Annotated in this window: 23 protein-coding genes and 1 riboswitch; of the genes, 13 read left to right on the forward strand and 10 right to left on the reverse strand. The window is 70.0% G+C overall.

Features of this window, described 5'->3' with window-relative positions:
• Positions 1-41: 41 nt before the first annotated feature.
• Together DEO45_RS10910 and DEO45_RS10915 are read right to left on the reverse strand one after the other, a co-directional pair.
• Positions 42-521: a hypothetical protein gene (locus DEO45_RS10910; RefSeq protein WP_114343441.1), complete on the reverse strand. Its 480-nt coding sequence runs from the start codon at positions 519-521 to the stop codon at positions 42-44.
• A complete protein-coding gene (locus DEO45_RS10915; RefSeq protein WP_114343444.1) occupies positions 518-1099 on the reverse strand; it encodes an RNA polymerase sigma factor in 582 nt (193 codons plus the stop codon). The genes DEO45_RS10910 and DEO45_RS10915 overlap by 4 nt, the downstream gene beginning before the upstream one ends.
• A 121-nt stretch (positions 1100-1220) precedes the next feature.
• Between DEO45_RS10915 and DEO45_RS10920 the strand changes: the two genes are divergently transcribed.
• Complete coding sequence (locus tag DEO45_RS10920) at positions 1221-1547, forward strand: DUF6249 domain-containing protein (protein WP_114343446.1); 327 nt, start codon at positions 1221-1223, stop codon at positions 1545-1547.
• A 59-nt stretch (positions 1548-1606) separates the two neighbouring features.
• Positions 1607-2233 carry a trimeric intracellular cation channel family protein gene (locus DEO45_RS10925; protein WP_114343448.1) on the forward strand — a complete coding sequence of 209 codons (627 nt, stop codon included), beginning with the start codon at positions 1607-1609 and terminating at the stop codon, positions 2231-2233.
• A gap of 117 nt (positions 2234-2350) precedes the next feature.
• On the opposite strand, the gene DEO45_RS10930 is transcribed toward DEO45_RS10925, so the two are convergent.
• The 4 genes from DEO45_RS10930 to DEO45_RS10945 all read right to left on the reverse strand — a co-directional run bounded on the left by DEO45_RS10930 (position 2351) and on the right by DEO45_RS10945 (position 5805).
• A complete protein-coding gene (locus DEO45_RS10930) occupies positions 2351-2638 on the reverse strand; it encodes a hypothetical protein (RefSeq protein WP_114343451.1) in 288 nt (95 codons plus the stop codon).
• A 159-nt stretch (positions 2639-2797) separates the two neighbouring features.
• Positions 2798-3892 (reverse strand): DNA polymerase IV, encoded by a 1095-nt coding sequence (gene dinB, locus DEO45_RS10935; protein WP_114343453.1) that lies wholly within the window; start codon positions 3890-3892, stop codon positions 2798-2800.
• 46 nt (positions 3893-3938) lie between these two features.
• On the reverse strand, positions 3939-4901 hold the full coding sequence (locus DEO45_RS10940; protein WP_114343455.1) for a UPF0104 family protein: 963 nt from the start codon (positions 4899-4901) through the stop codon (positions 3939-3941).
• Complete coding sequence (locus DEO45_RS10945) at positions 4891-5805, reverse strand: ATP-grasp domain-containing protein (protein WP_114343458.1); 915 nt, start codon at positions 5803-5805, stop codon at positions 4891-4893. The genes DEO45_RS10940 and DEO45_RS10945 overlap by 11 nt, the downstream gene beginning before the upstream one ends.
• Positions 5806-5822: 17 nt before the next feature.
• Positions 5823-5898: riboswitch (S-adenosyl-L-homocysteine riboswitch) on the reverse strand.
• 174 nt (positions 5899-6072) lie between these two features.
• On the opposite strand from DEO45_RS10945, the gene DEO45_RS10950 reads away from it, so the two are divergent.
• The 3 genes from DEO45_RS10950 (at position 6073) to DEO45_RS10960 (ending at position 10263) form a co-directional block, all read left to right on the forward strand.
• Complete coding sequence (locus DEO45_RS10950) at positions 6073-7404, forward strand: APC family permease (RefSeq protein WP_114343460.1); 1332 nt, start codon at positions 6073-6075, stop codon at positions 7402-7404.
• A 109-nt stretch (positions 7405-7513) separates the two neighbouring features.
• On the forward strand, positions 7514-9649 hold the full coding sequence (locus DEO45_RS10955; RefSeq protein WP_114343852.1) for a beta-agarase: 2136 nt from the start codon (positions 7514-7516) through the stop codon (positions 9647-9649).
• Between the two features lie 170 nt (positions 9650-9819).
• Positions 9820-10263 carry a hypothetical protein gene (locus DEO45_RS10960; protein ID WP_114343462.1) on the forward strand — a complete coding sequence of 148 codons (444 nt, stop codon included), beginning with the start codon at positions 9820-9822 and terminating at the stop codon, positions 10261-10263.
• Between the two features lie 78 nt (positions 10264-10341).
• On the opposite strand, the gene DEO45_RS10965 is transcribed toward DEO45_RS10960, so the two are convergent.
• Genes DEO45_RS10965 through DEO45_RS10975 form a run of 3 tightly spaced genes read right to left on the reverse strand, consistent with a single transcriptional unit; the run spans position 10342 to position 12133 of the window.
• Positions 10342-10749: a hypothetical protein gene (locus tag DEO45_RS10965; RefSeq protein WP_114343464.1), complete on the reverse strand. Its 408-nt coding sequence runs from the start codon at positions 10747-10749 to the stop codon at positions 10342-10344.
• A complete protein-coding gene (locus DEO45_RS10970; RefSeq protein WP_114343466.1) occupies positions 10746-11216 on the reverse strand; it encodes a DUF962 domain-containing protein in 471 nt (156 codons plus the stop codon). The genes DEO45_RS10965 and DEO45_RS10970 overlap by 4 nt, the downstream gene beginning before the upstream one ends.
• 20 nt (positions 11217-11236) lie before the next feature.
• Positions 11237-12133 carry a phosphoribosylaminoimidazolesuccinocarboxamide synthase gene (locus DEO45_RS10975; RefSeq protein ID WP_114343855.1) on the reverse strand — a complete coding sequence of 299 codons (897 nt, stop codon included), beginning with the start codon at positions 12131-12133 and terminating at the stop codon, positions 11237-11239.
• 127 nt (positions 12134-12260) lie between these two features.
• On the opposite strand from DEO45_RS10975, the gene DEO45_RS10980 reads away from it, so the two are divergent.
• The 3 genes from DEO45_RS10980 (at position 12261) to rpe (ending at position 14176) form a co-directional block, all read left to right on the forward strand.
• Positions 12261-12575: a c-type cytochrome gene (locus DEO45_RS10980; RefSeq protein WP_114343468.1), complete on the forward strand. Its 315-nt coding sequence runs from the start codon at positions 12261-12263 to the stop codon at positions 12573-12575.
• Positions 12572-13390 carry a co-chaperone DjlA gene (djlA, locus tag DEO45_RS10985; protein ID WP_114343471.1) on the forward strand — a complete coding sequence of 273 codons (819 nt, stop codon included), beginning with the start codon at positions 12572-12574 and terminating at the stop codon, positions 13388-13390. Before DEO45_RS10980 ends, djlA begins: the two co-directional genes overlap by 4 nt.
• A 117-nt stretch (positions 13391-13507) precedes the next feature.
• A complete protein-coding gene (rpe, locus tag DEO45_RS10990; RefSeq protein ID WP_114343473.1) occupies positions 13508-14176 on the forward strand; it encodes a ribulose-phosphate 3-epimerase in 669 nt (222 codons plus the stop codon).
• Positions 14177-14547: 371 nt separating this feature from the next.
• Here the strand turns inward: rpe and DEO45_RS16780 are convergent, their stop codons facing one another.
• Positions 14548-14679: a hypothetical protein gene (locus DEO45_RS16780; RefSeq protein ID WP_262982191.1), complete on the reverse strand. Its 132-nt coding sequence runs from the start codon at positions 14677-14679 to the stop codon at positions 14548-14550.
• Between the two features lie 305 nt (positions 14680-14984).
• Here DEO45_RS16780 and pdsR point away from each other — a divergent pair, with 305 nt between their 5' ends.
• The 5 genes from pdsR to DEO45_RS11015 all read left to right on the forward strand — a co-directional run bounded on the left by pdsR (position 14985) and on the right by DEO45_RS11015 (position 21684).
• Positions 14985-15674 carry a proteobacterial dedicated sortase system response regulator gene (gene pdsR / locus DEO45_RS10995; RefSeq protein ID WP_068092446.1) on the forward strand — a complete coding sequence of 230 codons (690 nt, stop codon included), beginning with the start codon at positions 14985-14987 and terminating at the stop codon, positions 15672-15674.
• Positions 15662-16255 (forward strand): hypothetical protein, encoded by a 594-nt coding sequence (locus DEO45_RS11000; protein WP_428992441.1) that lies wholly within the window; start codon positions 15662-15664, stop codon positions 16253-16255. The genes pdsR and DEO45_RS11000 overlap by 13 nt, the downstream gene beginning before the upstream one ends.
• A gap of 12 nt (positions 16256-16267) precedes the next feature.
• Complete coding sequence (locus DEO45_RS11005; RefSeq protein WP_114343476.1) at positions 16268-18286, forward strand: ATP-binding protein; 2019 nt, start codon at positions 16268-16270, stop codon at positions 18284-18286.
• Positions 18287-18343: 57 nt separating this feature from the next.
• Positions 18344-19819: an anthranilate synthase component I gene (trpE, locus tag DEO45_RS11010; protein ID WP_114343859.1), complete on the forward strand. Its 1476-nt coding sequence runs from the start codon at positions 18344-18346 to the stop codon at positions 19817-19819.
• A gap of 275 nt (positions 19820-20094) precedes the next feature.
• The gene (locus DEO45_RS11015) at positions 20095-21684 is read left to right on the forward strand and encodes an efflux transporter outer membrane subunit (RefSeq protein ID WP_189339736.1); all 1590 of its coding nucleotides are present in this window, start codon (positions 20095-20097) and stop codon (positions 21682-21684) included.
• The last annotated feature ends 6 nt before the right edge of the window (positions 21685-21690 follow it).

Here is a 21690-nt window from a genome sequence, read left to right on the forward strand (position 1 = left end):
CCGGCTCCGGCTTGGGCCGGGTGTCGGGCCGGTTCGGGAATTCAGGCGGTCGGGCCGTCAATATGCTGCTGCCACCGTCCCAGCAGCCAAGACGCGCCGAGGCAGCCGGCCAGCGTCAGCAGCCAGCGGGTGGCGGGTGCGTGCGGGGTCGGCAAAAGCGTAACGAACGAGGGCAACCACGCGCGGCCATACATCGCCACCACCGCCACCGCGGCGATGGCCAGGGCGATGGCCAGTGCCAGCGTCAGCGCGGATTCGAATGAGCCGCCGGTGACAGGCTGTCGCGCCGGGGCGGCCGCGACCCGCGCGGCCAGCTGCTGCGCGAAATCCGCCGGCAACGCCTCCGGCAGCGGTTCGCGCAGCGCCCGTGCGAGCAGGCAGTAGCGCCGGCCGCGCGCATCGTCGCTGGCGGGGTCGAGCTGCAGGCGCTCGCGCCGCATCGCGCGTTCCTGCGCCAGCCATTCGCGCTCGTGCGCGTCGTCGTCGAAGGCAGGGATGGGGTCGTCGGTGTGCTGGTTCATGCTGCAACTCCGGTCCGCGCTTCGAGCGCGCCGCGCAGGCGCAAACGTGAGCGGAACAAGTGGCTCTTGATGGTGCCGCTGGCCAGTCCGGTGATCCGGGCGATCTCCGGGATGGTCGTTTCTTCAAGGTAGTACAAGGTCAGCAGCGTGCGCTGCAACGGCGGCAACGTCTCGATCGCCGCGTGCAGGTGCCGCGCCGTTTCCGCATCCGCGCAGGCGGCTTCCAGGTCGAAGCCGTCGCCGATGTTGTCCACCAGCGAGTAGTCGTCATCGGCGCCGGCCGGTTCGACCAGCGCAATGCGCTTGTGCTGCAGGTGGCGCAACGCGATGGTGTACGCCACGCGCCCGATCCAGGATTTCAACGCGCTCTCGTGGCGGTACTGATGCAGGCATTGGTGCACGCGCAGGAAGGTGTCCTGGCACAGCTCGCGCGCGTCCTCGGGGTTGCGCACCATGCGCTGGATGATGTGCCAGCACAGCCCCTGGTACTCGCGCACCAGGCGTTCGAACGCGCCCGGCCGGTTGGCCAGCACGGCATCGACCAGCTCGCGGTCGGGGCTGCTGCGGATGTCATCCATGGGCAAGGGATACGCGCAGACGGCGGACGGTTGCAAGTGGACGGCTGCAACCGGCGCGGCGGCGGCTGTATCTAACTCTCCGACAGCCACCATCACCACAGCCACGCACCAGGAGAGCACCATGAATTTCGGCGAACTCATCCCGATCAGCCTGTTTGTCTGCATCGCCTATTCGATCAAGGTCTGCGTCGATGCCATGGTGCGGCGGCACATGGTCAACGCCGGCGGTTCGGAAGACCTGGTCAATTCGATCCTGCGCGACGAGGATCAGCGCCGGCGCCACTCCTCGCTGCGCTGGGGCATCGTGCTGGTGGCGCTGGCGATCGGCTTCGGCCTGATCCAGTGGTTCGACTGGCACGAGGTCACTCCCGGCCTGATCGCCGTGCTGGCCGGCGCGACCGGGTTGGGCAACCTGGCGTTCTTCGCGATCTCGCGGCGGATCGGCTAGATTTGACGGCGGTTGTCCGCCGTCTGGTCGGCGCGCCATGAAGGAAGCGGGTCGGCAGCATGAACGAGCAACTGCTGTTCAACGTGGTGGACCTGGCCGGCACGTTCGCGTTCGCGATCAGCGGCGCGACCGCGGCGCGGCGCTGCAACCTCGACGTGTTCGGCATCCTGGTGATCGCCTATATCACCGCCTGTGGCGGCGGCATCGTGCGCGACCTGTGCATCGGCGCGATCCCGCCGGCGGGCCTCACCGACTGGCGCTACCTGCTTACCGCGGTCGTGGCGGCCCTGCTCACCATCGTGGCGTACCGCTGGGTGGAACGGCTGACCTACCCGGTGCGCCTGTTCGACGCGATGGGGCTGGGCCTGTTCGCGGTGTATGGCGCGCACAAGGCGCTGGCGTTCGGCCACAACGCGGAGGTCGCGATCCTGCTCGGCATGGTCACCGCGATCGGCGGCGGCATGGCGCGCGACATGCTGCTGGCGCGCGTGTCGATCGTGTTGCAGCAGGAGATCTACGCGCTGGCCGCGCTCGCCGGCGCGGCGCTGGCGGTGGTCGGCGAGTACCTGCATTGGCCAGCAGTATGGGCGACCTGGCTGCCGATCCTGTTCTGTTTCGGGCTGCGCTTCGCGTCGCTGCACTACCACTGGAACCTGCCGCGCTTCGGCCGCGACCGCCAGGGGTGACGAGCCACGCAATTCCGGGCCAGCAGGCCCTCGAGGCGATGGCGGGGGAGCTGGACAAAACCGAGGGGCCGGATCGTGCGATCCGGCCCCTCGCTGTGCACAGTGTGCGCAGGATACTCAGTGGTGGTGATGATGGGTCTTCGAGTGGCCCTTGGCCTCGTGCTTGCCCTTGTTCTTGTCGTTGGCGACCGGGCTGACGGCCTTGCCGACGTTGGCGTCGTCCGCCTTCGCCGTCTGCGCGGCGGAGGACACGGCGTCGCCATGCGAATCCTGGTTCATCGGCATGGACGGCGCGCTGGGCGGGGTATGGCCGCCACCAGCACCATGCTGCGGAGCAGCGATGGCAAACGAGACCGGCAGGGCAAACGCGGCGGCAATCAGGACGGCAGTGATGGTCTTGGTCATGGCGTATCCTCTGTTTGATGTGACCATGCGGCGCATGGCGTACCCACCATAGGGCGGTGTCCGGCCGGCAGGATGAATGGCGGATATGCGCAAGAAACTGCGTGAGACCCGCGTCACGCCAGCGATGCCTGGCTGACGTGCCGCCAGCCCTGCATCGTGTCAGCCGGCGCCGAACAGGTCCGCCTGCGCCTGGTAACTGTCGCGGTCGACGAAGCCCGCCAGGCCCACGCCGACCAGGCGGTAGCGGCTTTCGGCCGGCCGTTCGACGCGTTCGCGCAGGCTGCAGGCGATGCCGGCCAGTTCGGCGGCGGATTGCGGGCGTTGTGCCGGCGTGAGGCTGCGGGTCAGGGTGTGGAAGTCCGAGGTCTTCAGTTTCAGCACCACCGTGCGCGCGACGCGAGCGTGTTCCTGCAGATAGCCCGCCCACGCCTTCTGGGCCAGCCGGTGGATGTGCGGTTCGAGTTCCTCCAGCCGCAGATCGTGCTCGAAGGTGTCTTCGGCGGAGATCTGCAGGGTGGGTCGTTCCGGCTGCACCGGATGCTCGTCGATGCCGCGCGCCAGTTCGTGCAGGCGGCGGCCCCAGCGGCCGAAGCGCTGCTCCAGTTCGGCCTGCGCATGCGCGCGCAGTTCACCCACGGTGGCGATGCCGAGCGCGGCCAGCTTCGCCTCCATCACCTTGCCCACGCCGGGCAGGCGGTCTACCGGCAGCGGGGTGAGGAAGGCCTCGACCTGTTGCGGCCGGATCACGAACAGGCCGTCGGGCTTGCGGAAGTCCGAGGCGATCTTGGCCAGGAACTTGTTCGGCGCCACCCCGGCCGAGGCGGTCAACTGCGTCTCCTCGCGGATCGCCGCGCGGATCGCCTCGGCGGTGGCGGTGGCCGAGCCCAGGCCGCTCCGTGTCACGGTGACGTCGAGGTAGGCCTCGTCCAGCGACAGCGGCTCGATCAGCGTGGTGTGCCGCGCGAAGATCTCGCGTACCTGCCGCGACACCGCCTTGTAGCGCGTGAAATCCGGCGGCACGAAGATCAGCTGCGGGCACAGCCGCTCGGCGCGGATCGCCGGCATCGCCGAGCGCACGCCGAACACCCGCGCCTCGTAGCTGGCCGCGCACACCACCGAGCGCGCGCCGCGCCATGCCACCGCCACCGGCTTGCCGCGCAGCGAGGGGTCGTCACGCTGCTCCACCGACGCGTAGAACGCGTCCATGTCGACGTGGAGGATCTTGCGCGGCGAGGCGGACACGCGGACAACCATGGCGGGGCGATGCACCGATTCTAGAGGCGTGCGTCGTCGGAGGGTGTCAGCAGTGATGCCGCGCCGATCGCCGCAGGCGCCATTCGAAGCCGGCCAGCGCCGCGCTGGCCAGCGCGAACGGCAGCAGGTTGTAGGTCAGCCGGTAGCACAGCATCGCGGCGAGCAGGTCGGCGCGCGCCTCGGGCGGAAACGAGGCCAGCATGATCGTCTCGAACACGCCCAGGCCGCCCGGCGCGTGGCTGACGATGCCGGCCAGCACCGCGCCGACGTAGATCGGCAGGAAATCGACGAACGGCGGCGCTGCGCCGGGCGGTAGCAGCACGTACAGCGCGCTGATCGCGGCAAGCATCTCCACACCGCCGATCAGCATCTGCGCCGCCGCGGTGCCGGCGCCCGGCAGCGGCAGTGTCAGCCGTCCCAGCGCGAGCGTGCGCGGTCGCGCCAGCCAGCCCAGCAGGGCGAGCAGCAGCAGGACCAGCGCCATGCCCGGCCAGCGGCCCCAGCCTTGCGTGATCTGCGGCTGCCAGCAAAGCGCGCCAGCGATCACTACGGCGAAACCCAACCCCACGCCGAGTCCGGCCAGGGCCACGATGCGCGCGATGTCGCCGGCACCCAGCCCGACCGCCGCATAGATGCGGTAGCGCAGCGCGGCACCGGTGATCGCATGGAAGCCCAGCGTGTTCGAGATGCCCTGGGTGACCGCGCCGGCGAACGCCGCCAGCCGCGCGGAGACGCGATCGCCCACCACCGTGCGCGCCGCCAGCACGTCGAACAGCGCCAGCATCGTCAGGCTGACCGCCGCCGCGATCACCGAGGCTGCGATGTGCCGCGCCGGCAGTTGCGCCCAGGCGGCCACCACCTCGCGCCACGACAGCCCGGTGACGTAGCGCTGAAGCAGCCACGCCGCCAGCGCGAACGCCGCCAGCGAACCGCCCCACGAGGCCAGGCGCAGCCAGCGCGGCGGCGAACGCGCGGCGTCGTCTTGCCGGTGCGGCGGCTCAGCGCGCACGGGCCACCATGGTCGCCTCCGGACGGTGGATCCGCGCGGCCACTTCCCGCGCCAGCCGCTCTGCCGCCGCCGGATGCCCGGCCAGGTGCAAGAACGGCTCGATCAGTTCCAGCTCCATCACCAGGAAGTGGCCGCCGCTGACCACGCCATCCACGCGCAGGTAGGCGTGGTTGCCGTGGCCGAGCGCCGCCAGCGCGGCCAGCGCACGATCGGCGGCGGCCAGGATCGCGGCGTCGGGCTGCGCCGGCTCGGCGCTGCCGCCGTACTCGCCCTGCACGCGGTAGTCGCCTGCGGCCGGGCGCTTGATCACCGCATAGCCGAATTCGCCGGCGAAATACAGCAGCGACCATTCGCCCTCGTTGACGACTTCCGGCACGAACGGCTGCACCAGGTAGTCGCGTTCGCGCGGCAGTTGCGCCACGGCATCGGCGAACGCCGCGTCGCCGGCGGTGCCGCGCAACGTGTGCCAGGCACTGCCGCTGACGCTGGGCTTGATCACCACCGATTGCCCCGCCAGGGCCGCCAGCGTATCGGGCAGCGCCGCGGCATCGGCCAGCCGGGTGGGGATGATGGCGACGCCGTGCTGCGCCAGTTCGAGCAGGTAGCGCTTGTCGCTGTTCCAGCGCAGCAGCGCGCTGTCGTTGATGGTGGGGACGCCCAGCGCATCGAGCCGGTCCAGCCAGTGCAGGAACGCCGCATGGTGCTTGAAGTAGTCCCAGATGGTGCGGATCAGCACCGCGTCGAACGCCGACCAGTCCACCGCCGGGTCGTTCCACACGCAGACCGCCGGCGGCAGGCCGAGCTGCTCCAGCGTGGCGGCCAGATGCGCGTCGTCGGGTTGAACCGACGGATGGTCCGCGGAAGTGGCGAGGGCGAGCCGGCGAGGGGCGGCGGGAATGGGCATGGCGACGTCTCCATTGTGCGGAAAGGGCGCCCTTGCGACGGATTCGCACATCGAGCGTGGCGGACGGCGTCCGCTGCAGCACCCCTCGACGGCGATGGCGCGGCGGCATCGCCGCAACGCCAAAAAATGACGGCACCTGCCATGCCGACCACGACAGTCTTCCGGCGCGCCGCCGGGTTGTCAATTTGCCGGGCGGTGGCGCGGCATGCCGGGCATGTGCCGGGCGGGACTGGTGGAACCGGCACGGACGATGGCAAGGTAGCCGCCATGCCAATCGAACCCGCCAATGCCTATGCCCGCCGCCTGAACACCTGGGACGCCGCGATGATCGTCATCGGCGGCGTGATCGGGGCAGGCATCTTCCTCACCCCGGCCACGGTGGCGCGCAACACGTCGTCGGGCACGGAGGTGCTGATGCTGTGGGCGATCGGCGGCCTGCTGACCCTGGCCGGCGTGCTGTGCTACGCCGAACTGGGCGCGCGGCGGCCGCAGGCGGGCGGCATCTACGTCTACCTGCGCGAGGCGTTCGGGCTGCTGCCGGCGTTCCTGTTCGGCTGGACCATGGCGCTGATCAACTACCCGGGCAGCGTCGCCGCGGTGGCCACCATGTTCGCCGAATATTTCTGCACGGCGGTCGGCCTGCCGCAGCTGTACGTGAAGCCGGCGGCGGTGGGCGCGATCGTGTTCATCGTCGGCGTGAACCTGTTCGGCATCCGTGCCGGCGCGTGGATGCAGAACGTGTTCACCGTGCTGAAGCTGGCGGCGATCGCGCTGCTGGTGGTCGCCGGGCTGGTGCTGGCGCACGGCCGCCTCGGCCTGGCGCCGGTGGCGGCGGCCAGCCACCCGACGTCGCCATGGTCGTTCGTCGGCGCCTTGCTGCCGGTGCTGTTCACCTACGGCGGCTTCCACTACCTCAACGATCTTGCCGGCGAAGTGCGCGACCCGCAGCGCACGTTGCCGCGCGCGCTGGGCCTGGGCATGGCCGGCGTGGTGCTCTGCTACCTGCTGGCCAACTTCGCCTACCTGGCGGGCCTGGGCCACGCCGGCCTCGCCGCCAGCCAGGCGCCGGCGGCGGACCTGATGCGCCGGCTGTTCGGCGCGCACGGTGCCACCGTGATCGCGGTGGGCATCGCCTGTTCCACCTTCGGCTACTGCAGCATCGCGATCGCCGGCGGCGCGCGCGTGCTGCAGACGATGGGCGCGGACGGGGTGTTCTTCCGCGCCGCGGGCCGCGTCGATGCGCGCACGCGCGCGCCGCAGATCGCGCTGGCCCTGCTCGGCGCCTGGGCGGTGGTGCTGACCCTGTCGGGCAGCTTCAACCAGCTGCTCAACTACACCACGGTCGGCGAGTGGTTGGGCCACGTGTTCGGCATCGGCACGCTGTTCTGGTACCGCAAGCACTTCATCGACGATCCGGCGCCGTACCGGGTCCCGTTCTACCCGCTGCTGCCGCTGGTCTTCGTGATCACCGTGTTCGGCGTGATCGTGGCCAGCGCGATCCACGCGCCGGGCGACGCCGGCATGAGCCTGCTGATCATCGCGCTGGGCGTGCCGGTGTACTACGGCTGGCAGCGCTGGGCGCGCCGCCAGCCGGTTTGAGGCATTACGCTCCGTAGGGCGGGCACTGCCCGCCGGCTCCTGGCTTCATGATGCTGGAGCGGCGGGCAGTGCCCGCCCTGCAAAGCCGATTCACGCGAGGATGCCGATGATGAAACGTCATGCATGGATCTGGCTGGGCCTGTGCGGTCTCGGTGCCTGCCACGCCGCGACCGCGCCGGGCGTGGCCGACCTGGCGGCGCCCGATGCCAGGGTCCGCATCAGCCTCGACCATGTGCAGCGCATCGGCGGTACCGAACGCGCCGGCGATGGCGTGGCGCAGCAGCGCTACGCGTTCCAGCCGGCGGCGCAGCCGCAGCTCGTGATCGCGCCGGCGAGCGGTGCATGGGACTGGTCGGGCCAGGGCGAGCTTCGCCTGCGCGTGCAGAACGCGATGCCGTGGGCGGTGACGCTCATGGTTGAGATCGACGGTGCGGCCGACCAGCGCCTGCAGGCGACGGTCGGCGTGCCGGCCGGGCCGGCGCAGACGTTGGTGGTTCCGCTGCAGGCGACGTCGCCGCGCGGCGAAGGCATGCAGGTGGGGCCGCCGATGCCGTTCGACGACCGCGGCCGGCCGACTCTGCTGGCAACCACGGTGCAGGGCGCGCTGGACCTGCGCAAGGTCGGCGCGGTCCGGCTAGGCATGCCCGCGCCGCAAGCTGCGCAGACCATGCTGTTCGGCCGCGTCGAGGTGGCGCCGGGCGCGGCTACCCTGCGCGACGCGTATGCGGGCATCGTCGACCGCTACGGGCAGTACACCCGCGGCCGCTGGCCGGAGAAGATCGGTTCCGACGCCGGGTTGCGTGCGGCAGTGCAGGCGACGCCGACCGCGGCGCAGCGCGCCGGGCTGGATGCGTACGGCGGACGTCTGGACGTCCAGGGCCTGCGCAAGACCGGCTGGTTCCACACGCAGAAGCAGGACGGTCGCTGGCACCTGGTGACGCCCGACGGCCATGCGTTCTTCTCGCTCGGCGTCAACGCGGTGATCACCGACGGCGGGCGCAGCTACGTCGAGGGCCGCGAGTTCATGTTCCGCGACCTGCCGCCGGACAGCGGCGAATGGGCGGCGTTCTACGGCCATGACGACAACCGCAACCCGGAGCAGGGCGCCAGCCGCGGCATCGGCTACAACCACGGCCGCTGGTTCGACTTCTATGCGGCGAACCTATATCGCGTCGACGGCAGGGACTGGTTGGCGGCATGGCGCACGCGCGCGCTGCAGCGGCTGCAGGCCTGGGGCTTCAATACCCTCGGCAACTGGAGCGACGACGCGCTGGGGCAGGCGCACCGGTTGCCGTACACGCGCTCGATCGACATCGGCGGCGACTATGCCAACGTCTCGAGTGGTTACGACTACTGGGGCCGCATGCCCGATCCGTTCGACCCGCGCTTCGCGCAGGCCGCCGAACGGGCGGTAATCAAGGCCAGCGCCGGCGTGCGCGACGATCCGTGGCTGCTCGGCTACTTCGCCGACAACGAGCTGGCCTGGGCCGGCAGCGGCCCGCAAGGCCACTGGGGGCTGGCGCTGGGCACGCTGGCCGGCGACGCGAAGAGCCCGGCCAAGCGGGCGTTCATCGCCGACCTCAAGGCCAGCTACCGCACACCCGCGCAGCTGGCCGCGGCGTGGGGCATCGCGCTCGCCTCATGGGGTGCGCTCGACGCCACCGGCTTCGCCGCACCCGCGCCGAGCGAGGCGCATCCGGCGATCGCGCGCGACTACAGCACGTGGCTGCGCCGCTACGCCGACACCTACTTCCGCACCGTGGCCGAAGCGATCCGCCGCCACGACCCGCACCACCTGTTCCTCGGCGGCCGCTTCGCGGCGCGCACCCCCGAGGCCGTCGCTGCCTGCGCCGCGTACTGCGACGTGCTCAGCTTCAACGTCTACGCCGACCTGCCGCAGCACGGCCTCGACCTCGCCGCGCTGCACGCGCTGGACAAGCCGGTGCTGATCGGCGAATTCCATTTCGGCTCCGACGACCGCGGCCCGTTCGGCAAGGGCGTGGTGCCGGTGTGGAACGAGGCGCAGCGCGGCGAGGCCTACGCGAAATACGTCGCCGCCGCCGCTGCCGATCCCGCCATCGTCGGCGTGCACTGGTTCGATTACGCCGACCAGCCCGTCACCGGCCGCGTGCTCGACGGCGAGAACAGCCATGTCGGGCTGGTGGGGATCACCGATGTGCCGTTCGGCGGGTTTGTGGAAGCAGTGCGTGCGGCGAATCGGAGCGCCATGCGTCCGCACGAGTGAAGAAGTGCGATGGCTCACGGCTTGTTTCTCAAGGGGCCGATGGCATGGCCCGGTCCGATCGCGCCGCGGGAGACGCCAGTGCGGCCATCGGCTAGGCTGGCGCCACCGCCGGGGAGGGCGGGCGGCATGGGGATGCCGCCGGGCGGTTCCATCGACTGACAGGGGGTTCCATGGGTACTTCGACGTTTGCCGTGCTGGCCGGCATGGGCATGTTCGCGGCTGTGGTGATGATCGTGGTGGGCGTGCTGCTCGCGGCGCTGGTGCTGAGCGTGGCGTTCCGGCTGGTGGTCGGCTACATGCCGTCCTACCTGCGCGCGCTGGGTGTGGTGCTGCTGGCGGCGATCGCCGCGGTGGTGGTGTCGATGGTGCTGGGCATGCTGACCGGTTCGCTGCTGCATGGCGGCCCGGGTGGCCTGCTCTCGATGGCCGTGCAGTTCCTGGTCGGCGCTGCGCTGGTCAACTATCGGCTGCCTTCGCAGACTGGTGCCCAGATCGGGTTCGGCAAGGCGTGCCTGGTGGAACTGGTCTACCTGGTGATCGGCGCCGTGCTGGCCATGATCATCGGCTTGCTGATGATGATGGTGTTCGGCGCGGCCGTGTGGGGAATGCACTGAGCGGAGCCTGCCCGGCGGCATGGCGGATGCGGGAAAAGGCGGCGGCATGCCGCTCTTTTCGCGCGATCTGCCCGTGGATCAGGCAAGGCTGGTGGCGACGCCGAAACCGAGCGCCATGATCACCGCCACTGCCATGCAGGCACTGCCGGGACGAATGCGATGCGCATCGACGCGCGGCACCAGCCGCCACAGCAGCACGCTGCCGATCAGCATGTCCAGCACCAGCGCGCCGCGCAGCAGGCCGGAGCCCAGCAGGGCGCCGTAGGGCGGATGCAGCCGGCCTTCGTGGGCCGCCACGCCGACCACCAGCAGCATGCCGGCCAGGGTCCACAGCAGGCAGGCCAGGTAGATGCGGTTGAACACCACCGCGCAGCGCTCGGCCCAGCGCAATACGGACCAGCCGATCAGGGCGAACGCCAGTGCAGCCATGCTGCTGTACAGCACCCACCAGAGCAGGGTGCTGATCACGGTAAGCAGGGTGGTCATGTGACTTGCGTGAATCCCAGTTTGCGCAGCAGCTTGGCCATCAGCCAGGCCGGGCCGATCAGCAGGTAGGAGAGGTCGGTGAGGAAGCTGGGCTTGCGTCCTTCGAACTTGTGCCCAATGAACTGGCCGATCCAGGCGACCACGAACACGCCGGCCGCGAGCCAGCACAGTTGCGCCGCGCCGAGCCGCGCGTACAGGAAGTTGGTGAGCAGGCCGAGCAGCGCAAACACGATCAGCAGGCCGACCGCCAGCCGGTGCGAGCGCCGCCAGTACCAGTAGAACGCCAGCACCATCACCAGCACGGCCCAGGAGCCGGGACGCAGCTGGCTGACCGGCACCGGGATCGCCCACAGCAGCGCGATCACCGACCACACGATCGGCGGCACGCAGAACCAGTGGAACACCTGGTTGGTCGGGTTCCGATGGTCGCCGCTGTAGCTGTCGAGCCAGTCCTGCATGCTGCGCATGGCGTTCCCCGGTGGATGCCTCAGTCGAGCCGGATGCCGGCGAGGCGCTCCAGCGCCTCGGCGTACTTGGCGGCGGTGCGCGCGATCACCTCGTCCGGAATCACCGGACCGGGCGGGGTCTTGTTCCAGCCCTGCGCCTCCAGCCAGTCGCGCACGAACTGCTTGTCGTAGCTGGGCGGGCTGATGCCGACCCGGTACTGGTCGGCCGGCCAGTAGCGCGTGGAGTCGGGCGTCAGCATCTCGTCCATCACGTACAGCTTGCCGTCCGCATCGGTGCCGAACTCGAACTTGGTGTCGGCGAGGATGATGCCGCGTTCGGCCGCATAGGCGGCGGCCCAGCGGTAGATCGCCAGGGTGGCGTCGCGCACCTTTCCGGCCAGCTCGCGGCCCACCAGGTCCACCACGGCGTCGAAGCTCACGTTCTCGTCGTGGTCGCCCACCGCGGCCTTGGTCGAGGGGGTGAAGATCGGCTCGGGCAGCTGCTGCGCCTGCTTCAGGCCCGCGGGCAGCGCGATGCCGCATACGGCGCCGGTCTTCTGGTAATCCTTCCAGCCCGAGCCGATCAGGTAGCCGCGGGCGATGCATTCCACGGGCACCGGCTTCAGCCGCCGCGTCACCACCGCGCGCTTCGCGTAGAGCGCGAGGTCGGTGCCGGGCGGCAGCACCTCGGCCAGCGGCACGTCGAGCAGGTGGTTCGGTATCAGGTGCGCGGTCTTGCCGAACCAGAAGTTGGAGATCTGGGTGAGCATCTCGCCCTTGCCCGGGATTGGGTTGGGCAGCACCACATCGAACGCCGACAGCCGGTCCGTGGCGACCATCAGCAGCCGATCGTCGGACAACGCGTATACATCGCGCACCTTGCCGCGGTGGATCAGCTCGAGGCCGGACAGGTTCGATTGCGGCAGGGTGGTGGGCACGGCGGCGGGTTCCACGTGGCGGGGAAGCGCCCATTCTAGCCGCTGCGGCCGTGGCGCCGGAAACGCCGCCTCGGGAAATCGGGGCGCGCTGCTAGAATTGGCGACCTTTGGCCCCCATTGGTTGCCGATGCGAATCCTATTGCTCGCGGCGCTCTGCCTGCTCGCCGCCCTGCCGCTCCGTGCGCAGACCCCGACGCCGCCGACCCGGCTGGGCCTGTGCGCCGCCTGCCACGGTGCCAGTGGCCACGCCAGCATGCCAGGCGTGCCGCACCTGGCCGGGCAGCGGCTGGACTACCTGCGCGACGCGCTGAGGCAGTACCGCGATGGCCGCCGCAACGTAGCGGTGATGCGCGCCGCGGTCGGTCCGATCAGCGACGCCGAGCTCGACGCGCTGGCGCACTGGTATAGCGCGCAGCCACCGCAGGCGCAGGGGAATCCATGAGTTACACCTATACGTTGTGGTTCGCGTTCTTCGGCCTGATCATCGGGCACCTGCCTGGCGCGATCACCGGCGCGGTGATCGGCCTGATCTTCGACAACATGCGCTACAGCCAGCGCAGGAACGCCACGCCGGAAGCCGGCGGCTTCGTCGGCCCGCTGTTCACCCTGCTTGGTGCGGTGGCGAAGTCCGACGGCCGCGTGTCGGAGCAGGAGATCGCAGTCGCCGAACGCCTGATGACGCGGATGAACCTGGACGCCGAGCTGCGCAGGCAGGCAGTGGTCAGCTTCAACGTCGGCAAGCAGCCGGAGTTCGACGTCACCCAGACCATCGCCGCGCTGCGCAACTGGGTCGGCCTGCGCCGCGACCACGCGTTCCCGGTGCTCGACGTGGTGATCGAGACCGTGCTGGCCGAAGGCAACCCGCCGCCGGAGAAGATGGCGATCCTGCGCCAGCTGGCGTTCGCGCTGCGGGTCAGCGACATGGAGCTGATGGCGCTGATGGCGATGAAGGGTTACGCCTGGAACGCCGGCCCGGGCGGCTCGCGCGGTTACGGTGGCGGCCAGGCCCACGGCAACGGTGGCGGCTACGTACCGCCGCAGCGCGCCGCGCAGGGACCGGACCCGTATGCGGTGCTCGGCATCGACCGCAGCGCCGACGACCGCGCGGTCAAGCGCGCCTACCGCAAGCTCATTTCCGAACACCATCCCGACCGCCTCGGCGACCTGCCCGAGGACATGCGCAAGCGGGCCGAGGCACGCGCCAGCGAGATCAACGCCGCGTACGACCGGATCAAGGAAGCGCGCGGATTCAAGTAGGAGCCCGCTGGCGGGCGATGCCTTTTTCGCCCTGATGTCACTTCGCAACACCAGAGCAGGAGCGTCGCCCGCCAGCGGGCTCCTACAATCGCGTCTCCGACATACCGGATAGCCGTCATGAGCAAGCAAACCGCCGTCATCGCCCCGTCCATCCTCGCCGCCGATTTCGCCCGGCTCGGCGAGGACACCGCCGCGGCGCTCGCCGCCGGCGCCGACTGGGTGCACTTCGACGTGATGGACAACCATTACGTGCCGAACCTCACGATCGGCCCGATGGTGCTGCAGTCGCTGCGCAAGTACGGCATCGCCGCGCCGATCGACGTGCACCTGATGGTCAAGCCGGTCGACCGCATCGTGCCGGACTTCGCCAAGGCCGGTGCCAGCCTGATCAGCTTCCATCCGGAGGCGAGCGAGCACATCGATCGCACGCTGGGGCTGATCAGGGAGTCGGGCTGCCAGGCCGGACTGGTGTTCAACCCGGCCACGCCGCTGGATTACCTCGATTACGTGATGGATAAACTCGACCTGATCCTGATCATGTCGGTCAACCCCGGCTTCGGCGGGCAGAAATTCATCCCCGGCGCGCTGGAGAAGCTGCGTCAGGCGCGTCAGCGCATCGACGCCAGCGGCCGCGCGATCCGGCTGGAAGTCGACGGCGGCGTCACCGCCGACAACATCGGTGCGATTGCCGCCGCCGGTGCCGACACCTTCGTCGCCGGTTCCGCGATCTTCCATGCGAAGGATTACCGTGCCGAGATCGCCGCCATGCGCAAGGCGATCGGGTAGGCCTGCGCGGTGCCATGCGCCATGCGTTAGGCGCTAGGCCAGCTACTCCGGCCGCGGCCGGTCGGCCACGCACATAAAAATCCCGGTGCAGCGGGGGCTGCACCGGGAAAAACGTCGTCTTGGACGTGAGAGGGAACACCATTGATTGGTGTGCCGGCACGGCCGCTTTACAGGGGAGAGTCGACTGCCGTGCCGGCACGTTCCACGGCAAGAGGAACGCTACCAATCAGTAGTGTTGACCGGGTCGTTCCGGTTTGGTTCCCACGCGTTCATGAACGGGCCGCCGGCGCGCCGCGATGCGCCCTGGTGCGAAAAAATCCCCTCGGGGGAGGGGACAAGGAACCACCATGTCGGACGGAATGGGCGCAGGGTTACAGGGGTTGCCAGTCGGGATCGGGGTCGTCCTGCCCCGCGCCCGGCGCGATTCCCTTCGCGCCGGGCGCAACGCGGCCTTCCACGGCAAACCGGTCGAGCGGATTCGGATCGGGACGGAGCGGGTTCACGGCGTCCCCCTCAAAGGCTGAGCAGCAGGGCGAGCAGCAGGGCGCCCAGCGCCAAGGCGACCCGCAGCGGTTCGAAGCCGTGCAGTTCGGCGTTGGGGTCGCGTTCGGTGGATTCGGTTCTGGGCATCGCGGCATTCCCGGTCGGCTGGCTGGGGCCTATCAGACCGCGGCTGCGGGCGCTGGCGCCGGCGCAATCGGGCCGGGCGGCTGCCGGCATGTGGCAAAACGCGGGCAACCGCGCCGCGCGGCTTGCGCGCGTGCGATTCGCATAGCACGCTGCGCGCACTGTCATCAGGGAGCGCGCCATGGGCCGCAGCATTGCCATCGTCGAGGACGAACCGCTGATCCGCGCCAACTACGTCGAGGCGCTGAACCGCTTCGGCTACGACGCGCGCGGCTACGGCTCGCGGCAGGAGGCATCCGGCGCGTTCGCGATGCGCCTGCCGGAGCTGGTGATCATCGACATCGGCCTGGGCGACGAGCCGGAGGGCGGTTTCGACCTGTGCCGCGAGCTGCGCGCGAAATCGGCCACGCTGCCGATCATTTTCCTCACCGCGCGCGACTCGGATTTCGACGTGATCTCCGGCCTGCGCCTGGGCGCCGACGACTATCTCAGCAAGGACACCAGCCTGCACCAGCTGGCCGCGCGCATCGCCGCGCTGTTCCGCCGCATCGAATCGCTGAAGGTGCCGGCCAGCAGCGAGACGGTGATCGAGCACGGACCGCTGAAACTGGAATCCGAGCGCATGCGCATCACCTGGAACGGCGAGGAGATCCCGCTCACCGTCACCGAATTCTGGATGGTGCACACGCTGATCCGCTTCCCCGGCCACGTGAAGAACCGCGACCAGCTGATGCGCGAGGCGGAGCTGGTGGTGGACGACGCCACCATCACCTCGCACATCAAGCGCATCCGCAAGAAGTTCATCGCGGTGGCGCCCGAGTTCGACGCGATCGAGACGGTGCACGGCGTCGGCTACCGGTGGAAGCCGTGAGGCGGCGCGTCTGGGCGGCGCTGGCGCTGTGCGCGTTCGCTGCGCTGGCGCAGGCCAGCGGCAAGGACGACGGCGTGCTGGCGCGCGGCGCACGCGACGGCGCCGCGCCGGCCTGGGCGATCAGCGCGGCCACCCCGGCCGGCTGGACCCGCGACTGTTGCACCTACGCGCGCGCGATCGGCGTCAATGCGGTGCTGTACCAGGGTGAATGGAGCGGCAAGCCGCAGCGGGTGATGGTGCTCAACGTGTGGCCGCGCCAACTGGCCACGCTGGCCGACGAGGTGCAGGCCGACCGCAAGCGCTACCTGCAGCACGACCCCGCCGGCAAGGTATCCGGCTTCGCCGTGCGGCATCCGGTCATGCCGTGCGAGGCCTCGGTCTACCAGGGCAGCGACCATGTCGACGACGTGCTGGTGTTCTGCGATCCGGGCACGGCCAGCGGCGTGCGGCTGAGCTGGTCGATGGCGTTCGACGACGCCGACCCGTCGAGCCGCGCGCTGCTCGACGACTTCATGCGCGTGGTGGTAGCCACGCGCTGGTCAAGGGACCACACCGTGACCTCGCCCGCGCGTGGCCGCTGACCGCCGGCGCCGATGACCCTGCGCCGCAAGCTGCTGCTGGTTGCGCTGTGCACGCTGGCGTTGCCGGTGGCCGGCTGGCTGTATGTGCGGCAGATGGAGACGCTGCTGCGCGAGGGGCAGTCGCAGGCGCTGCTGGCCTCGGCCGGCGCGGTGGCGCGCAGCCTGGTGGTGACCGGCGCGGTGGCGCCGGATTCCGCCGGCCCGGGCTGGTACGTGCAGCAGGCGCCGAACCCGATCACCGTCGACGGCTACGGCGACGACTGGGCGCCGCTGACGCCGTGGAGCCAGCCGCTGGGCGCGCGCGGCAAGCTGCTGCTGGCCGCGGATGACGACTGGCTGTATCTGTACGCCGACGTGCGTGCCACCCGCCGCAGCCGCGCCGATGCGGACGATGCGGATGCGCTGGCGGCCGATCACCTGATCCTAGCGCTGGACAACGTCAACGGGCGGCGCCGCTACCTGCTGGCCAGCGCGGCGCCGGGGCCGTTCACCGCGCGGCCGCTCGATCCGCCGGTCGACGGTTTGCCGGAGGCGATCGCCGCGCAATGGCAGGAGGACGGCAGCGGCTACCGGGTCGAGCTGCGCCTTCCGCGTGATCTCCGTCTGCGCGCGCTCGGTGTCGGCGTATACGACGCGGCGGCGGGCGGCGATCGGATGGCTGCCGACACGCGGCCGCTGCTCGGCTATTCGGACAAGCTCGCCAGCGAGCTCGCGCAGCTGGTACCCGATCGCGTGCAGGCGCGCGTGCTGGCGTCGCGGGGCTGGCTGCTGGCACGCAGCGGCCGCCTGAACACCGCGCCCGGCAGCGACGGCCAGCCGGGCTGGTTCGCCGCGCTGGTCTACCGCTCGCTGCTGGCGACCCGGCTGGAGGACGCCAGCCTGTGGTCGCAGGACGTGCCGCGGCTGGATACCCGCGAAGTGGCCGCGGCGGCTGCCGGCAGGCCGGTGTCGGTGTGGCGCAGCGGCGAGGAGCGCGGCAGCGTGGTGCTGGCCGCCGCGGTGCCGATCGAACACGCTGGCAGGGTCGATGGCGTGCTGCTGCTGGAGCAGGCCAGCCGCACGGTGCCGCTGCTGGCCAACCGCGCGCTGTTCGGCCTGCTGCTGACCAGCTTCGGCGTGCTGCTGGTGGCCGGCGGCATCCTGCTGCTGTTCGCCACGCGGCTGAGCCTGCGCCTGGGCCGCCTGCGCAACGCGGCCGAGCGCGCCCAGCTCAACGATGGACGTCTGGACGGCCTGTTCGAGCGCGGCAAGTTTCCGATGACCGACGCGCCCGACGAGATCGGCGACCTGGCACGGAGCTTCGAGCGGCTGTTCGAGGTGGTCGGCAGCTACACCGATTACCTGCGTACGCTGGCCTCGAAGCTTTCGCACGAACTCAACACGCCGCTGGCGATCGTGAAATCGTCGCTGGACAACCTCGAGCATGCCGCCTTGCCGGCGGAGGCGCAGCCGTACCTGGCGCGCGCCCGCGATGGCGTGGCGCGGCTGGGCGCACTGGTGCGCGCGATGAGCGAGTCGAGCCGGATGGAACGCTCGATCCTTGCCGCCGAACCCGAGGACGTCGACCTGCGCGACGTGGTGCGCGGCTGTGCCGATGCCTACCGGCCCCTGATCGGCGCGCGCCGGCTCGACTGCATGCTGCCCGATGCGCCGCTGTACCTGCACTGTGCGCCCGAGCTGATCGCACAGGCGCTGGACAAGCTGCTCGACAACGCGTTGTCGTTCACGCCGCCGGATGGCTGGCTGCGCCTCGCGCTGCGCGCCACGCCCGAGGGCGCCGAGATCGAGCTGGCCAACCAGGGCCAGCCACTGCCCGCGGCGATGCAGGGCCGGTTGTTCGACTCGCTGGTCAGCCTGCGCGACAAGGCCACCCCCGGCGACGCCCCGCACCTGGGCCTGGGCCTGTATGTGGTGCGGCTGGTGGCCGAACGCCACGGCGGCATCGCCGGCGCACGCAACCTCGACGACGGCAGCGGCGTGGCGTTCTCGCTGCGCCTGCGCGGCATGCCGCGGCAGCGGCTGAGTGGCTGAGGCCGCGCTTCGCCTACAATGGCCGCTTCCTCGTTTGGCCATCCGGATCCCCCCTACGTGATCTCCCGAGACGAATTTGACGCGCTGGCTGCCCAGGGGCATACGCGCATCCCGCTGGTGCGTGAGGTGTTCTCCGACCTCGACACGCCGCTGTCGGTGTACCTGAAGCTGGCCGACGGGCCGTACACCTTCCTGTTCGAGTCGGTCGAGGGCGGCGCCACCTGGGGACGCTATTCGATCATCGGGCTGCCCGCGAAGCGGGTGTACCGCCTGCGCGGGCATGAGCTGGAAGTGGAAGACGCCGGCGAGGTCACTGGGCGCCGGCATCTCGATGACCCGCTGGCGGAGATCGAGAAGCTGCGCGCGCAGTACGACGTGCCGCGGCTGCCGCAGCTGCCCGCATTCTCGGGCGGCCTGGTCGGCTACTTCGGCTTCGAGACGATCGGCTACATCGAGCCGCGCCTGGCGCAGTGGGATCGCGCCGACGAGCTGGGCACGCCCGACGTGCTCCTGATGCTGGCTGAGGAAGTGGCGGTATTCGACAACCTCAAGGGCCGGCTGTACCTGATCGTGCATGCGGACCCCGCGCAGCCGCAGGCCTACGCCGCCGCGCAGCGCCGGCTCGACGCGCTGGTCTACCGGCTGCGCCAGGGCGGAGCTTCCTACCCGCAGCTCACCCAGTCGACCGCGCTGGACGAGGGCGACTTCAAGTCCTCGTTCACCCGGGACGAGTTCGAGGCGATGGTGGAGAAGGCGAAGGAATACATCCGCGCCGGCGACATCTTCCAGGTGGTGCCGTCGCAGCGGCTCAGCGTCGGCTTCAACGCGCGGCCGGTGGACGTGTACCGCGCGCTGCGCGCACTGAACCCCTCGCCGTACATGTACTTCGTCGACCTGGGCGAAACGCAGATCGTGGGCTCCTCGCCGGAAATCCTGGCGCGTCTCAAGGACGGCAAGGTGGTGGTGCGTCCGCTGGCCGGCACGCGCCGGCGCGGCGCCACAGAAGGGGAAGACCAGGCGCTGGAAGCCGAGCTGCTGGCCGATCCGAAGGAGCGCGCCGAGCACGTGATGCTGATCGACCTCGGCCGCAACGACCTGGGCCGGATCAGCGAAACCGGCAGCGTGGAAGTGAGCGACTCGTTCGCGATCGAGCGCTACTCGCATGTGATGCACATCGTGTCGCAGGTGCAGGGCACGGTTCGCGAAGGCCTGAGCTACATGGACGTGCTGAAGGCCACCTTCCCGGCCGGCACGCTCTCGGGCGCGCCGAAGGTGCGCGCGCTGGAGATCATCCAGGAACTGGAGCCGGCCAAGCGCAACATCTACGGCGGCGCGATCGGCTGGATCGGCTGGTGGGGCGACGCCGACACCGCCATCGCGATCCGCACCGCGGTGATCCACGGCGGCCGCCTGCACGTGCAGGCCGGCGCCGGCATCGTGTTCGACTCCGACCCCGCCGCCGAGTGGGAGGAGACGATGAACAAGGGCCGCGCGTTGTTCCGCGCGGTGGCGCAGGCGGCGAAGGGGCTGTAGGCGCGCGGTCATCGTCGACGGCCTCGTCCGGCCGGCCATCCATTCGAACGGCGCGTCCATGCGCGGTTGTCCCTAAGTCCGGGACGCAAACCGACGGCCGGCCGACGCGTCCCATGGCATGGCTGGCCGCCCGTCGCCGAACGTAATTTCTTGCAGGGTTTCGCGACGATGTTGGTACGTTATATCGTTGCGTCTCCGATCCTTTGGCCAAGACGCGTCCGCATGAACAACCCGTGGTTCGAGTGCATGGCGGCGCCGTCGACGTGATGGCCACGATGATCGGGCGGCTGCGCTCGTTGCCATTTGCGACGCGGTTGCCGCTGCGGCGGCTGCTTGCGGCTGCGGCCGTGCTGGGCCTCGCCGGGTGCGCGGTGGGGCCGGATTTTCAGCGGCCTGCTGCGCCCGCAGTCGGCCGCCTGACCGCCGCCCCGCTGCCGGCCACCACCGCCAGTGCGGACGTCGCGGGCGGAGAGCAGCAGCGCTTCGTCCCGGGTGGCGACATTCCCGCGCAGTGGTGGACGCTGTTCCATTCCGCCGAGCTCAATGCGCTGATCGAACAATCGCTGGCGCACAACGCCGACCTGAAGGCCGCGCAGGCGGCGCTGACGGTGGCGCACGAGAATGCCCGCGCGCAGCGTGGCGCCTACTATCCCGCCGTCGACGGCAGTTTCTCGGCCACCCGCCAGAAGCAATCGCAACAGGTGGCACCCGGGCCGAACTATCCGGTGGTGCCGCAGGAGTATCTGTACAGCTTCTTCACTCCGCAGCTCAGCATTTCCTATGCGCCGGACCTGTTCGGCCTGAACCGGCGCGCAGTGGAGTCGGTGGAGGCGCAGGAGCAGTCCGCGCGTTTCCAGATGATCGCCGCGCGCATCACGCTGAGCACCAACGTGGTGGCGACGGCCGTGCAGCAGGCTTCGTTGCGCGCGCAGATCGACGCGACCCGCGAGCTGATCGCGATCGACTCGAAAATGGTGGACATCCTGCGCTACCAGCTGGCCAAGGGATATGCCGGCCGGCTCGATCTCGCCGCGCAGGAATCGCAACTGGCCCAGCTGCAGGCCACGCTGCCGCCGCTGCTGACCCGGCTTGATCAGCAGAACGATCTGCTGGCGGTGCTGGCCGGGCGGTTGCCGAGCGAAGCGCCGGCGCAGGCGTTCGACCTGGCCAGCCTGCAGTTGCCGCAGCAACTGCCGCTGAGCCTGCCATCCACGCTGGTGGCGCAACGGCCCGATGTGCGCCAGGCCGAAGCGAACATGCACGCGGCCAGCGCCAATATCGGCGTGGCGATCGCGAACCGGTTGCCGAATATTTCATTGACCGCGAACGTGGGCAGCACCGCGGTGGCGATCGACCAAGTATTCAAGAGCGGCACTGGCTTCTGGGGTATCGGTGCCGATATCGCCGCGCCGATTTTTCACGGCGGCAGCCTGCTGCACCAGGAGCGCGCGGCGAAGGCGGCCTACGTGCAGGCGTCAGAGCAATACCGCAGCACGGTGCTGACGGCGTTCCAGAATGTGGCCGATACGCTGGCTGCGCTGCAGCACGATGCCGAAGGCCTGCAGGCGGCGAGCAGCGCCGCGCAGGCGGCAAAGCTCACCCTGGATCTGTCGCAGCGGCAGTACAAGGACGGCTATGCCGGCTACCTGTCCCTGCTCGGCGCCGAGCAGGGCTACCAGCAGGCGCGCATCGCGCTGGTGCAGGCGCAGGCCAGCCGCTACGCCGACACCGCGGCGCTGTTCCAGGCGCTGGGTGGCGGCTGGTGGAACGCCGCGGACGCTACGCAGGCCGACGCCGCGTCGAAGCAGCCGCACCCCTCCGATTCGGATCACGCCAAGGCAGACCGGGACAGCGATGAAAAGTAGATCATC

The sequence above is a fragment of the Rhodanobacter denitrificans genome, assembly GCF_003335105.1.
In the GTDB taxonomy this organism is placed as follows: domain Bacteria; phylum Pseudomonadota; class Gammaproteobacteria; order Xanthomonadales; family Rhodanobacteraceae; genus Rhodanobacter; species Rhodanobacter denitrificans_A.

Excerpts from the sequence above, each read along its gene's own strand:
- DEO45_RS10910 (WP_114343441.1), bottom strand. The coding sequence starts at position 521 with ATGAACCAGCACACCGACGACCCCATCCCTGCCTTCGACGACGACGCG.
- DEO45_RS10915 (WP_114343444.1), bottom strand. The coding sequence starts at position 1,099 with ATGGATGACATCCGCAGCAGCCCCGACCGCGAGCTGGTCGATGCCGTG.
- DEO45_RS10920 (WP_114343446.1), top strand. The coding sequence starts at position 1,221 with ATGAATTTCGGCGAACTCATCCCGATCAGCCTGTTTGTCTGCATCGCC.
- DEO45_RS10925 (WP_114343448.1), top strand. The coding sequence starts at position 1,607 with ATGAACGAGCAACTGCTGTTCAACGTGGTGGACCTGGCCGGCACGTTC.
- DEO45_RS10930 (WP_114343451.1), bottom strand. The coding sequence starts at position 2,638 with ATGACCAAGACCATCACTGCCGTCCTGATTGCCGCCGCGTTTGCCCTG.
- dinB (WP_114343453.1), bottom strand. The coding sequence starts at position 3,892 with ATGGTTGTCCGCGTGTCCGCCTCGCCGCGCAAGATCCTCCACGTCGAC.
- DEO45_RS10945 (WP_114343458.1), bottom strand. The coding sequence starts at position 5,805 with ATGCCCATTCCCGCCGCCCCTCGCCGGCTCGCCCTCGCCACTTCCGCG.
- DEO45_RS10950 (WP_114343460.1), top strand. The coding sequence starts at position 6,073 with ATGCCAATCGAACCCGCCAATGCCTATGCCCGCCGCCTGAACACCTGG.
- DEO45_RS10955 (WP_114343852.1), top strand. The coding sequence starts at position 7,514 with ATGAAACGTCATGCATGGATCTGGCTGGGCCTGTGCGGTCTCGGTGCC.
- DEO45_RS10960 (WP_114343462.1), top strand. The coding sequence starts at position 9,820 with ATGGGTACTTCGACGTTTGCCGTGCTGGCCGGCATGGGCATGTTCGCG.
- DEO45_RS10965 (WP_114343464.1), bottom strand. The coding sequence starts at position 10,749 with ATGACCACCCTGCTTACCGTGATCAGCACCCTGCTCTGGTGGGTGCTG.
- DEO45_RS10970 (WP_114343466.1), bottom strand. The coding sequence starts at position 11,216 with ATGCGCAGCATGCAGGACTGGCTCGACAGCTACAGCGGCGACCATCGG.
- DEO45_RS10980 (WP_114343468.1), top strand. The coding sequence starts at position 12,261 with ATGCGAATCCTATTGCTCGCGGCGCTCTGCCTGCTCGCCGCCCTGCCG.
- djlA (WP_114343471.1), top strand. The coding sequence starts at position 12,572 with ATGAGTTACACCTATACGTTGTGGTTCGCGTTCTTCGGCCTGATCATC.
- rpe (WP_114343473.1), top strand. The coding sequence starts at position 13,508 with ATGAGCAAGCAAACCGCCGTCATCGCCCCGTCCATCCTCGCCGCCGAT.
- pdsR (WP_068092446.1), top strand. The coding sequence starts at position 14,985 with ATGGGCCGCAGCATTGCCATCGTCGAGGACGAACCGCTGATCCGCGCC.
- DEO45_RS11005 (WP_114343476.1), top strand. The coding sequence starts at position 16,268 with ATGACCCTGCGCCGCAAGCTGCTGCTGGTTGCGCTGTGCACGCTGGCG.
- DEO45_RS11015 (WP_189339736.1), top strand. The coding sequence starts at position 20,095 with ATGATCGGGCGGCTGCGCTCGTTGCCATTTGCGACGCGGTTGCCGCTG.